The following is a 12,562-nucleotide window of genomic DNA, read 5'->3' on the forward strand; positions in this document are numbered from 1 at the left end:
CGCTGTCGAAAGGCAAGTGCCGGTCCGGCAACGGTTTTTGGTGGATGATGCGTGGATCTTGTAGCCAGCTTACGCCATGCCCGATTCCGTTTCCCGTCCGGCCACCCTGGGCGCTGCAGCGGGCGCCATGCCCGCTCGCCAGCGCCTGGGGCGATTCGAGTTGCAGCACGTGCTGGGCCGGGGCGCGCAGGCGACCGTGTGGCTGGCGCGGGACACGCGCCTGCACCGCGAGGTCGCGGTCAAGTGGCTGGCCGACGGCGGCGACGCGCAGGCGCAGGAGCAGTGGCTGCGCGAGGCGCGCCATGTGGGCCGGCTGTCGCACCCGCGCATCGTGCCGGTGTTCGAGGCCGACGTGCACGAAGGCCAGCCCTACCTGGTGTTCGAATATGTGCCAGGCTGCACGCTGGCCGAGCATCTGGCGCATCAGGGCCGCTGTGCGGTGCACGACGCGGTGGAGCTGATGGTGGACGTGCTCGAAGGGCTGCAGGCGGCGCATGAGGCCGGCATCGTGCACTGCGACCTGAAGCCGTCGAACGTGATGGTGGATGTCCAGCGCCATGCGCGGATCATGGATTTCGGCATCGCCGCGGCCATGGCCAGCCCTGGGGGCGGCCCCATTGCGCGCGGCACGCCGGCCTACATGGCGCCAGAAGCGGTGGCGGGCGCGGCGCCCGCGCCCGCGTCGGACATCTACGCCGCTGCGCTGGTGCTCGTGGAACTGCTCACCGGCAGGCGCTTGATTACTGAGCGCGATCGGGCGCAGGCGCTCGCGCATGTCGCCCGCCACGCGCCGCAGCTGCCCGAGGATCTGGGGGCGGGCGTGGACGATGGCCTGCGCTCCATCCTGCGCCGGGCCCTGGCGCGCGACCCTGCCGAGCGCTACGCCAGCGCGCAGGAAATGTGCGATGCCTTGCGTGCCTGGGCGGCGCCGGTGAGCGCCCCTACCGCGGCAAGCAATGCCGCGCTGGACTTCCTGCTGCGGCGCATGCGCCACAAGAGTGACTTTCCGGCGCTGTCCGATTCGGTGGCGCGCATCCAGCGCATGACCCACTCGGAGGACGACAGCATTGCCGATCTGACCAACGAGATCCTCAAGAGCGTTGCCCTCACCAACAAGCTGCTGCGATTGGTCAACAGCGCCCCCTTTTCCCACCTGGGGGGCGGCATCGGCACGGTCTCGCGCGCGGTGAGCCTGGTGGGCTTCAATGCGGTGCGCAACATGGCGCTGTCGCTGGTGCTGCTGGAGCACATGCAGGACCGGGGGCATGCCAAGCAGATGCGCGAGGAATTCTTGCGCACCATGATGGCCGGCGCCGTGGCGGCGCAGCTGTGCGGGCCGAGCGACCAGCGCGAGGAAGCGTTTCTCGGCGCGATGTTCCAGGGCCTGGGGCGCATGCTGTGCTCGTTTTATTTCCCGGAGGAGGCGGCCCAGATCCGTGCGCTGGTGGCCTCTGACCGGCCGTCGGGGGGCGATGAGGCCGCGGCTTTGCAGGTGTTGGGACTGAGCCTGGAAGACCTGGGTGTCGGCGTGGCGCGTGTGTGGAGCCTGCCCGATTCCCTGCAGCGCTGCATACGACCGCCGCAGGGGCGGCCGCCGCAGCGCCCGCCCGAGGGCGTGGAGCGGTTGCGCTGGGTGGGACGTGCCGCGAACGAGGCGGCCACCATCATGCTGCAGCATGAGCCGGAACCCGCTGGCGCCCGCCTGCAGCAGCTGGCGGCGCACTATGCGGTCGCTTTCTCCATGACGCAGCAGGAGTTCGTCAAGGCCACGGTGCTGGCACGCGAGCAGCTCATCGCCATGGCCGACGCCCTGGACTTGCGCGTGGACAAGGGCTCGCCCGCGGCGCGACTGCTGGCTCCGCCCGCCGCCCTGGATGCGCCGCCGGTATTGGCCGACCCGGCCACGGGCCATGAGCTGCATTACGACGCCCTGCAGACCCTGCCCCTGACGCTGGCGCAGTCCACTGATGCGGCGTCTTCCGTCAGCCAGGCGGCCGAGGTGCTGGCCGCTGGCATCCAGGAGGTCAGCAACGCCATGGTGGAGGACTTCCGCCTGAATGACATCGTGCGCATGGTGCTGGAAACCATGCTGCGTGCCCTGGGCGCGCGGCGCATCGTGTTCTGCCTGCGCGAGGTCAAGACCGAGCGCATGACCGGGCGTTTCGGACTGGGCGAGGGCAGCGCAGACGCCGTGCGCGCCCTGGCCGTGCCCCTGAAGGACGCGGATGACCTGTTTGCCGCCGTGTGCCAGCGGGGCGCCGATACCCTGATTGCCGACGCCACCGAGGAGCGTGTGCGAGCGCGTCTGCCGGCATGGTTCCTCGGCAGCTTCGATGCCACCAGCTTTCTGCTGCTGCCGCTGTCGATCAAGCAGCGTCCCTTTGCTCTCATCTATGCCGACCATGAGCGCCCTGGCGGCCTGGTGGTGGACGACAAGGTGCAGGGGCAGCTGCGCACGCTGCGCAACCAGCTGGTGCTGGCGTTTCGCCAGGCCGACTGATGCCTAGTCCTGGAATCACGCAGGGGGCTTGGCCTAGCGCCCGATAATCGCGCCCCATGGCCGCCGCTTTCGACAAACCTTCCCTGCCGCAACGCCTCCTGCCGCTGCTGCGCGGCTTTGACTGGCCGCTCATCGCGCTGCTGCTGGCGTTGTCATCCATCGGCCTGGTGGCCATGTATTCGTCGGGTTTCGATCACGGCACGCGCTTTTACGACCATGGCCGCAACATGCTGCTGGCCGCAGGCATCCTGTTCGTGGTGGCCCAGGTGCCGCCGCAGCGGCTGATGATGCTGGCCGTGCCGTTGTACACGCTGGGCGTGGCGCTGCTGGTGGGCGTGGCGCTGTTCGGCATCACCAAGAAGGGGGCGCAGCGCTGGATCAACGTGGGTGTGGTGATCCAGCCCAGCGAGCTGCTGAAGATCGCCACCCCACTGATGCTGGCCTGGTGGTTTCAGAAGCGCGAAGGCCAGCTGCGTGCGCTGGACTTCGTGGTGGCGGGGGCGCTGCTCATGGTGCCCGTGGGCCTGATCATGAAACAGCCCGACCTGGGCACCTCGCTGCTGGTGATGGCCGCGGGGCTGTCGGTGATTTTCTTTGCGGGCCTGCCCTGGAAGCTGGTGGTGCCGCCGGTGCTGCTGGGCGCGGTGGGCATTGCGCTCATCGTCTGGTTCGAGCCGCAACTGTGCGCCGAGGGCGTGCGCTGGCCGGTGCTGCACGACTATCAGCAGCAGCGCATCTGCACGCTGCTGGACCCCACGCGCGATCCGCTGGGCAAGGGCTTTCACATCATCCAGGGCATGATCGCCATCGGCTCGGGCGGCGTGTGGGGCAAGGGCTTCATGGCCGGCACGCAGACGCACCTGGAGTTCATCCCCGAGCGCACGACCGACTTCATCTTCGCCGCGTTCTCCGAGGAGTTCGGCCTGGTGGGCAACCTCACCCTGATCGTCTGCTTTGTGCTGCTGGTCTGGCGCGGGCTGGCGATTGCGGCCAACGCCAATACGCTGTTCGGGCGCCTCATGGCGAGTGCCGTGGCGATGATCTTCTTCACCTATGCCTTCGTGAACATGGGCATGGTCAGCGGCATCCTGCCCGTGGTGGGGGTGCCGCTGCCGTTCGTCAGCTACGGCGGCACGGCCATGGTCACGCTGGGGCTGGCGCTGGGGGTGCTGATGTCGGTGGCACGCGCACAGCACCAGCCCGAGCAGGGGCCGCCGCGGGCGCGGTAGCGGGGCTGCGGAGGGAACCTGCGTGCACGCAGGGTCTAGGGCGCCTGCCTACAATCGGCCGATGATTTCCCGCGAACCCACCATCGAACGCCTGGGCCTGGCCCGTGAGCTGCTGCTCACCCCCTTCGGCCTGGACGAGTCCCACCTCTCCCGCGCCCTGGCGGAGATCCGCGCGCACCGCGTGGACGACGCCGACCTGTACTTCCAGTACACGCGCAGCGAAGGCTGGAGCCTGGAGGAGGGCATCGTCAAGACGGGCTCGTTCTCCATCGACCAGGGCGTGGGCGTGCGCGCGGTGAGCGGCGAGAAGACGGCCTTCGCCTACTCGGACGATATTTCCGAGGCCTCGCTGCTCGACGCGGCCCGTACCGTGCGGTCTATTTCGGCCGCGGATAAGGTGGGACGCGCGCGAATAGCTTCCAAAAAGATAGCAAACAGCCGTTCGCTGTACCCGCACATCGACCCCATCGCCTCGATGGACAGCACCGACAAGGTGCGCCTGCTGGAGCGCGCCGAGCAATGCGCCCGCGCCAAGGACCCGCGCGTGGTGCAGGTCATGGCGGGCCTGGCCAGCGAGTACGACGTGGTGCTGGTGGCGCGTGCCGATGGGCTGATGGCCGCCGACGTGCGCCCGCTGGTGCGCCTGTCGATCACCGTCATCGCCGAGCAGAACGGCCGCCGCGAGGTGGGCTCGGCCGGCGGGGGCGGGCGCTTCGGTCTGGCCTATTTCACCGACGAGCAGATCGGGCAGTATGTCCATGAAGCCGTGAATGCTGCGTTGGTCAACCTCGAGTCGCGCCCCGCGCCCGCGGGCGAGATGACCGTGGTGCTGGGCCCCGGTTGGCCCGGTGTGCTGCTGCACGAGGCCGTGGGCCACGGGCTGGAGGGCGACTTCAACCGCAAGGGGTCGAGTGCCTTCAGCGGCCGCATCGGGCAGCGCGTGGCGGCCAAGGGCGTCACCGTGCTGGACGATGGCACGCTGGCCGACCGCCGCGGCTCGCTCAACGTGGACGATGAGGGCCACGCCACGCAGCGCAACGTGCTCATCGAGGACGGCATATTGAAGGGCTACATCCAGGACGCGATGAATGCGCGCCTCATGGGTGTCAAGCCCACGGGCAACGGCCGGCGAGAGAGCTATGCCCACATCCCCATGCCGCGCATGACCAATACCTACATGCTGGGCGGCGACAAGGACCCGCAGGAAATCGTCGCCAGCATCAAGAAGGGCCTGTACGCCACCAACTTTGGCGGCGGACAGGTGGACATCACCAGCGGCAAGTTCGTGTTCTCCGCGAGCGAGGCCTACTGGGTGGAAAACGGCAAGATCCAGTACCCCGTGAAGGGCGCGACCATCGTCGGCAGCGGCCCGGAGTCGCTCAAGAAGGTGACCATGATCGGCAACGACATGCGCCTGGACAGCGGTGTGGGCACCTGCGGCAAGGAAGGCCAGAGCGTGCCCGTGGGAGTGGGCCAGCCCACCATGCGCATCGATGGCCTGACGGTGGGCGGCACGGCCTGAGCGCCGCGGCCGGTTGTGTGCCATGCCCACGCCACTCTCCAGCCGCCCGCAGACTTTCACCGATCCGGACCGTAATCCGCACGGCGGCGAGGCGGACGAGGACGCGCGTGCGCTGCGCGACAGCCTGGGCGAGCTGGCCCAGCATATCGAGGCCGCCACGCGCGCGCGCCGGGGGCAGCTGGGGCCCGAGGCCGTGCGGCGCAGCGCCGAGGCGCTGGCGTATTGCGCAAGGCGCCACCAGTTGCACCTCACAGGCATGGGGTCGGCCTGGCATGCGCTGTATGAATTCGGTGTCTACCAGCGCGCGTTGCGCGAATTGCGCGATGCCCTGGCGCAATGGCAGCAGGCCTTGCAGCAGCGCAGCCCCTCTGAGGCCGAGCGCTTCGGCGCGTTCGAGCGGCAGGCGTGGCGCACGCTGGGAGAGGCGCGGCTGGTGCTCGACATCTATATGCAGGGCGACCCTTGCATGGAGCGATCGGCGCCCGACACCCGGCCTGTCGCGGAGCTTCCACCGCGTGCGCCACTGCTGGCGCGCCTGCGCCGGTGGTGGTTCGAGGGACGGCATCCGTAAGCGGTTGTAGCGCGACGGCAACACGGTGCCTATGTTGCGGTGCCGCAATACGTGCTACATTGGTTCGCATGTCAGTTCACAGCGCGTTTTACTTTTACTTTTGGTTCTCTGTCCCTGGCGGATGAGAGGTACGCGCGCACCCAGACTGAGCCCCCTTCTCTAAGAAACCGCCGAAGCTGAAAAGCCCGGCGGTTTTTTGTTATCTGTTCTCCGTTTTCCATCTTCACCCCCCACACACCCGAGAGGAAGCACCCATGAACGCCCATGTCTCCAGCAGCGATGCCTGGTATCCCAACGTCGAGAAAACCAGCGAAACCGACGACCAACGCATCAAGGACATCACCGTGCTTCCTCCTCCAGACCACCTGATTCGCTTCTTCCCGATCCGCGGGTCGGAGGTGGAGTCGCTGATTGCCAACACACGCCGCAGCATCCAACGCATCATGAGCGGCGAGGACGACCGGCTGCTCGTCATCATCGGCCCCTGTTCGATCCACGACCCGCACGCCGCGGTGGACTATGCGCGCAAGCTCAAGGCCGTGCGTGAGCAGTACAAGGACCAGCTGGAAGTGGTGATGCGCGTGTACTTCGAGAAGCCCCGCACCACCGTGGGCTGGAAGGGCCTGATCAACGACCCCTACCTGGACGGCAGCTACCGCATCGACGAGGGCCTGCGCATCGCGCGCCAGCTGCTCATCGACATCAACCGCCTGGGCGTGCCGGCGGGCAGCGAGTTCCTGGACGTGATCTCGCCCCAGTACATCGGCGACCTGATCAGCTGGGGCGCCATCGGCGCGCGCACCACCGAAAGCCAGGTACACCGCGAACTGGCCTCCGGCATTTCGGCCCCCATCGGCTTCAAGAACGGCACCGACGGCAACATCCGCATCGCCACCGATGCCATCCAGTCCGCCAGCCGCGGCCACCACTTCCTGTCGGTGCACAAGAACGGCCAGGTGGCCATCGTGCATACCGCGGGTAACAAGGATTGCCACGTGATCCTGCGCGGCGGCAAGGCGCCCAACTACGACGCCGCCAGCGTTGCCGCGGCCTGCAAGGACCTGGAGGCCGCCGGCCTGCCGGCGTCGCTGATGGTGGACTGCAGCCATGCCAATAGCAGCAAGCAGCACGAGAAGCAGCGCGATGTGGCGCGCGACATCGCCGCGCAGATCGCAGGCGGCTCGCGCAGCGTGTTCGGCGTGATGGTGGAAAGCCACCTGCAGCCCGGAGCGCAGAAGTTCACGCCGGGCAAGGACGATGCCACGGCGCTGGAATACGGCAAGAGCATCACCGATGCCTGCCTGGGCTGGGACGACTCCGTTGCCTGCCTGGCCGAGCTGGCGGCCGCCGTGCAAGCGCGGCGCGCGCGCTGAAGCGGGCGCGGTGTAAGCTCGCGGCACGGGAATGGCGCGGCCGCGCCGTCCCGTTCACCCGTCAACACTATTCCATCAAGAGGCGAGACAGCTCATGCACAGCGAAGTATTGGTCACCCTGAGCCCCGATCAGGAATTCCGTCTGGACGCGCAGGGGGGACAGCCCCTGTCGCACGAGGACGCGCGCCGCTGGCTGGACGATGAATTTCTACGCCTGGAATGCGAGCCGCTGCGCGCCAGCGGCAAGGTGCTGCTGGCCGACAAGGTGCTGACCGTGGCCCGCGCCGCGGGGGCGACGCTGCTGGCCGATCCTGCATGGTCCGGCCAGTTTGCCCGCGCCACCGTCGCTGCGCTTGCCAGGCCCGTCGTGCGCGTGGACGTGCCGGGCATGGCTGTCAGCTTCTAAGTCTCAAGCCAAAAAGGCTGCTAGCGCTTATTAATCAAGCGCTAGAAGCTATTGTTTTGATAGTTCTGCGAGCAGTTGGGCGTGCACTCCGCCAAAGCTGCCGTTGCTCATGCAGACGATGTGGTCGCCCGGCTGCACCGCCGCGCGGATCTGGCCCACCAGCGTGGGCAGGTCGGCCGCCGTCTGCGCGCGCGCACCCATGGGGGCCAGCGCCGCAGCGGCGTCCCAGTCCAGGCCGGCGGTATGGCAGAAGGCCAGGTCGGCCGGCTCCAGCGCCCAGGGCAACTGCGCCTTCATGGTGCCCAGCTTCATGGTGTTGCTGCGCGGCTCGAACACCGCCAGGATGCGCCCGCGGCCTTCGCCCTTGGGGCCCACGCGCCGGCGCAGTCCGTCCAGCGTGGTGCGCAGCGCCGTGGGATGGTGCGCAAAGTCGTCATAGACAGCGATGCCCCGCACCATGCCGCGCAGCTCCATGCGGCGCTTGACGTTCTCGAAGCGCGCCAGCGCCTCGGCCGCCTGGGCCGGCGTCACGCCCACATGCTCGGCGGCCGCGATGGCAGCCAGGGCATTGAGCTGGTTGTGCACGCCCGTCAGCGACCACTGCACGCGTGCCACTGTGCGGCCCCGCTGCAGCACCTCGAAATCGTGCGGCTCGCCTTGCGCGCCAAAGTCGCTCACCGCGGTGCCAAAGTTGGCCACGCCGCTCCAGCAGCCGGCGTGCAGTACGCGTGCCAGGCTCTCCTCCAGCCCGTTGACCACCACGCGGCCCGAGGGCGGCACCGTGCGCACCAAGTGGTGGAACTGCCGTTCGATCTGGCCCAGGTCGTCAAAGATGTCGGCGTGATCGAACTCCAGGTTGTTCAGCACGGCGGTGCGGGGGCGGTAGTGCACGAATTTGCTGCGCTTGTCGAAGAACGCGGTGTCATATTCATCGGCCTCGATCACGAACAGCGGCGCCGTGGCGAGCGGTCCTGGCCCGGCCAGGGGCCGTACGGGTGCGCCCAGACGCGCGGATACGCCGAAGTTCATCGGCACACCGCCCACCAGGAAGCCGGGCGCCAGGCCCGCGCATTCCAGAATCCAGGCCAGCATGGACGTGGTGGTCGTCTTGCCGTGCGTGCCGGCGACGGCCAGCACATGGCGGCCCTGTAGCACATGCTCGGCCAGCCATTGCGGCCCGCTGGTATAGGGCGCGCCCGCGTCGAGGATGGCCTCCATCAGCGGAAACTTCGGCGTGCCGTCCGCCAGCCGCGCGCGGCTGACCACGTTGCCCACCACGAACATGTCAGGCTTCAGCGCGAGCTGGTCGGCGCCATAGCCTTCGATCAACTCTATTCCCAAGGCGCGCAACTGGTCGCTCATGGGAGGGTAGACGCCGGCGTCGCAGCCGGTGACACGGTGGCCCGCCTCGCGCGCCAGCGCGGCCAGGCCGCCCATGAACGTGCCGCAGATGCCCAGGATGTGTATATGCATGGCTCCCGATTCTATGGACCTCGGTGGAACCTCCAGGATTTATGAGTAAAATGGGTCTAACGCCCGTTGATCAAGCGCGAACAGCTATCGAATAAGGAGCAAATGGCGGATGCATGGTGCATTGCCCCTGCGGCGGGTGCGCCGTCACGGTTGCGTCGACGGTATTGCGGGGCATTGGGGCGACAATGGACGTCCTGCGTTCTGGACCGTGCCGCCATGCAAAACGCCCTTGCCATCGAAATCGCCAATGCCGCAGCCCGCCTGGTGGTCGAGGAGGGGCTGGAGTGGGGGGCGGCCAAGCGCCGCGCGGTCAAGGAACTGGGGCTGCCCCAGCGCACGCCGCTGCCCGACAACGACCTCGTCGAGGACGCCGTGCGGGAGTACATCGGCCTGTTTTGCGCCGATACCCAACCCTCCGAATTGCGGGCGCTGCGCGAATTGGCACTGGTGTGGATGCAACGCATGCAGGACTTCCGCCCCTACCTGGGCGGTGCGGTCTGGCACGGCACGGCCACACGGCTGTCCGACATCTACCTGGCGCTGTTCTGCGACGATCCCAAATCGGCCGAGATTGCCCTCATCGACCACCATGTGAATTACGAGCCGCGCACCGTCATGGGTTTGCGGGGCGAGCCGGTCGATGCTTTGAGTCTGAGCAGCCGATCCGCCGCGTTGCACGAAGAGATCGGCGTGCATCTGCTGATCTATGACCTGGACGACCTGCGTGGCGCGCTGCGCCCCGACGCCCGGGGGCGCGCGCCCCGGGGTGATCTGCAAGCCGTGCGCCGGTTGCTGCAGGAAATGCCTACTTCCACCCTGTCTTCATGAACGAGCCCACTCTTTCCTCTTCGGCGTCTGCCGATTCCGCAAAGGCGCCGAGCGCCCATCCGCTCCGCCGCCGCCGCTGGCTGCTGGTGGGGGCCGGTGCCCTTGCCGCCCTGGGAGGAGCGGGCCTGGCGGCCTGGCGGCTGCGGCCGGGCCCGGTGCAGGAGGGCGTGTCCGACGCCGTCTGGGACGCGCAGTTTGAAGGCCCGGCGGGCGAAGTGCTGTCCATGGCCGCCTTGCGGGGTCGCCCCCTGCTGTTGAATTTTTGGGCCACCTGGTGCCCCCCGTGCGTGGAAGAACTGCCGCTGCTCAATGCCTTTTATGGGGAACACCGCGCCAAAGGGTGGCAGGTTGTGGGCTTGGCGATCGATCAGCCTTCCAACGTGCGCAAATTTCTAGAGCGCATGCCTCTCGATTTCCCAATCGCCTTGGGGGGGCTGGGCGGCACCGACCTGGCACGCGGGCTGGGCAACGAAAAGGGCGGGCTGCCCTTTACCGTACTGTTTGGCGCAAATGGCAGCATTTTGAAGCGTAAAATGGGCCAACTAACGGCGCAGGATCTCCAAGGCTGGTCCACAACGTGGTGAGCGCCTGTGTTTCCTCAATGGAGATGGTGGCAATTGGGGTCGTTTCGGTGAAATAGTCCGAAATTAGGGTAAATTCGCTCCCCATTCCGTTTCTAGCCGTTGGAGCCCCCATGGATTTGCGAAAACTCAAGACCCTCATCGATCTGGTCTCCGAGTCGAATGTTTCTGAACTCGAGATCACCGAAGCCGAGGGCAAGGTCCGCATCGTGAAGAGCGGCGGGGCCGTGGTGCAGCAGTTCGTCGCCGCTCCCGTCCAAACACCCATGGCCGCCGCGCCCGTAGCGGCCGCGCCCACCGCGCCCACCGCGCCCGTCGCTGAATTGCCTGCCCCCGCGGCGGCGGCCCCTTCTGGCCATATCGTCAAGTCGCCCATGGTGGGTACGTTCTATCGCGCGTCCAGCCCGGGCGCGAAGCCGTTTGTCGAGGTGGGCAGCAAGGTCAAGGAAGGTGACACGGTGTGCATCGTCGAAGCCATGAAGATCCTGAACGAGATCGAGGCCGACAAGTCCGGCACGGTGACCCGCATCCTGGGTGAGAACGGGCAGGCGGTGGAATACGGGCAGCCGCTGTTCGTCATCGAGTAAGCCGCGCATGAGCGCTTCAGCCCCCGCCGCATGCGCTCGTTGCGCGTGCCTGGCAGCACCAGGCGCTGGCGCGGGTTTTTGTCTGCATGCGGCCTTGAGCCGCGAGGCCAACCATGTTTAAGAAGATTTTGGTCGCCAATCGCGGCGAGATTGCCCTGCGAATCCAGCGTGCCTGCCACGAACTGGGCGTGAAGGCCGTGATGGTCTATTCCGAGGCCGACCGCGACGCCAAATATGTCAAGCTGGCGGAGGAGGCTGTGTGCATCGGCCCCGCGCCCTCGCCGCTGTCCTACCTCAACATGCCTGCCATCATTTCGGCGGCCGAGGTGACGGACGCCGAGGCCATTCACCCGGGGTATGGCTTCCTGTCGGAAAATGCCGATTTCGCCGAACGGGTCGAAAAGAGCGGGTTCCAGTTCATCGGCCCGACGCCCGACTCCATCCGCATGATGGGTGACAAGGTGTCGGCCAAGCAGGCCATGATCCGCGCGGGCGTACCCTGCGTGCCGGGCTCCGATGGCGAGTTGCCGGATGATCCGGTGCAGATCCGCCGCATTGCCAAGAGCATCGGTTACCCGGTCATCATCAAGGCCGCTGGCGGTGGTGGCGGCCGTGGCATGCGGGTGGTGCACACCGAGGCGGCGCTGGTTAATGCGGTGCAGATGACCAAGGCCGAGGCGCAGGCCGCCTTTGGCAACCCGGCCGTGTACATGGAGAAATTCCTCCAGAACCCGCGCCATATAGAGATCCAGATACTGGCCGACAAGTACCGCAATGCCGTGTACTTGGGCGAGCGCGACTGCTCCATGCAGCGTCGCCACCAGAAGGTGATCGAGGAAGCGCCGGCACCGGGTATTCCGCGCAAGCTGATCGAGAAGATTGGCGAACGCTGCGTGGCTGCCTGCAAGAAGATCGGCTACCGCGGTGCGGGTACGTTCGAGTTCCTGTACGAGAACGGCGAGTTCTACTTCATCGAGATGAACACCCGCGTGCAGGTGGAGCACCCGGTGACCGAGTGGATCACGGGCGTGGACATCGTGCGCACGCAAATCATGGTGGCTGCGGGCGAAAAACTGCCGTTCACTCAGCGCCAGGTTCAGATCCATGGCCATGCGATCGAATGCCGGGTGAACGCCGAGGACCCCTACAAGTTCATCCCGTCGCCGGGGCGCATCACGATGTGGCACGCGCCTGGCGGCCCGGGCGTGCGCGTGGACTCGCACGCCTATACGAACTACTACGTGCCGCCGAATTACGACTCCATGATCGGCAAGATCATCGTGCACGGCGATACGCGCGAGCAAGCCCTGGCGCGCATGCGCACGGCACTGTCGGAAACGGTGATCGAAGGCATCAATACCAACGTGGCGCTGCACCGCGAACTCATGGTGGACGCCAAGTTCGTAGCGGGCGGCACCAACATCCACTACTTGGAGGAGTGGCTGTCGCAGCGCCAGCGCTGATCGTCAGCACTTCTGACCTGCCCGCTGGC

The 12,562-nt window shown here is 67.0% G+C and carries 11 protein-coding genes; 10 read left to right on the top strand and 1 reads right to left on the bottom strand.

Translation table 11 applies throughout. The features are described 5' to 3' along the window. The first annotated feature begins 76 nt into the window (after positions 1 to 76). From BA022_RS17990 to BA022_RS18015, 6 genes are all read left to right on the top strand, one after another. A complete protein-coding gene (locus tag BA022_RS17990; protein ID WP_088888355.1) occupies positions 77 to 2,500 on the top strand; it encodes a serine/threonine protein kinase in 2,424 nt (807 codons plus the stop codon). Between the two features lie 56 nt (positions 2,501 to 2,556). Further along, positions 2,557 to 3,729 carry a rod shape-determining protein RodA gene (rodA, locus tag BA022_RS17995; RefSeq protein ID WP_011806742.1) on the top strand — a complete coding sequence of 391 codons (1,173 nt, stop codon included), beginning with the start codon at positions 2,557 to 2,559 and terminating at the stop codon, positions 3,727 to 3,729. Between the two features lie 61 nt (positions 3,730 to 3,790). Then, entirely contained in the window at positions 3,791 to 5,251 is a 1,461-nt protein-coding gene (gene tldD, locus BA022_RS18000; RefSeq protein ID WP_088888356.1) for a metalloprotease TldD, read from the top strand. A gap of 22 nt (positions 5,252 to 5,273) precedes the next feature. Beyond that, complete coding sequence (locus tag BA022_RS18005; protein ID WP_088888357.1) at positions 5,274 to 5,822, top strand: hypothetical protein; 549 nt, start codon at positions 5,274 to 5,276, stop codon at positions 5,820 to 5,822. A gap of 254 nt (positions 5,823 to 6,076) precedes the next feature. Continuing rightward, positions 6,077 to 7,195, top strand: a complete 1,119-nt coding sequence (locus BA022_RS18010) for a 3-deoxy-7-phosphoheptulonate synthase (RefSeq protein WP_047350663.1) — start codon at positions 6,077 to 6,079, stop codon at positions 7,193 to 7,195. Between the two features lie 94 nt (positions 7,196 to 7,289). Beyond that, complete coding sequence (locus BA022_RS18015; RefSeq protein WP_011806738.1) at positions 7,290 to 7,601, top strand: hypothetical protein; 312 nt, start codon at positions 7,290 to 7,292, stop codon at positions 7,599 to 7,601. Between the two features lie 48 nt (positions 7,602 to 7,649). On the opposite strand, the gene mpl is transcribed toward BA022_RS18015, so the two are convergent. Further along, positions 7,650 to 9,074, bottom strand: coding sequence for a UDP-N-acetylmuramate:L-alanyl-gamma-D-glutamyl-meso-diaminopimelate ligase (gene mpl, locus BA022_RS18020; protein ID WP_088888358.1), 1,425 nt, complete (start codon positions 9,072 to 9,074; stop codon positions 7,650 to 7,652). A gap of 216 nt (positions 9,075 to 9,290) precedes the next feature. Between mpl and BA022_RS18025 the strand changes: the two genes are divergently transcribed. The 4 genes from BA022_RS18025 (at position 9,291) to accC (ending at position 12,533) form a co-directional block, all read left to right on the top strand. Then, complete coding sequence (locus BA022_RS18025) at positions 9,291 to 9,902, top strand: hypothetical protein (RefSeq protein WP_088888359.1); 612 nt, start codon at positions 9,291 to 9,293, stop codon at positions 9,900 to 9,902. Beyond that, positions 9,899 to 10,486: a TlpA family protein disulfide reductase gene (locus BA022_RS18030; RefSeq protein WP_088888360.1), complete on the top strand. Its 588-nt coding sequence runs from the start codon at positions 9,899 to 9,901 to the stop codon at positions 10,484 to 10,486. Before BA022_RS18025 ends, BA022_RS18030 begins: the two co-directional genes overlap by 4 nt. Positions 10,487 to 10,596: 110 nt before the next feature. Beyond that, positions 10,597 to 11,070 (top strand): acetyl-CoA carboxylase biotin carboxyl carrier protein, encoded by a 474-nt coding sequence (gene accB, locus BA022_RS18035; RefSeq protein WP_088888361.1) that lies wholly within the window; start codon positions 10,597 to 10,599, stop codon positions 11,068 to 11,070. A gap of 113 nt (positions 11,071 to 11,183) precedes the next feature. Further along, a complete protein-coding gene (gene accC / locus BA022_RS18040) occupies positions 11,184 to 12,533 on the top strand; it encodes an acetyl-CoA carboxylase biotin carboxylase subunit (protein WP_011806733.1) in 1,350 nt (449 codons plus the stop codon). Positions 12,534 to 12,562 lie beyond the last annotated feature (29 nt).

This window comes from Diaphorobacter nitroreducens (assembly GCF_002214645.1).
GTDB lineage: Bacteria > Pseudomonadota > Gammaproteobacteria > Burkholderiales > Burkholderiaceae_C > Diaphorobacter > Diaphorobacter nitroreducens.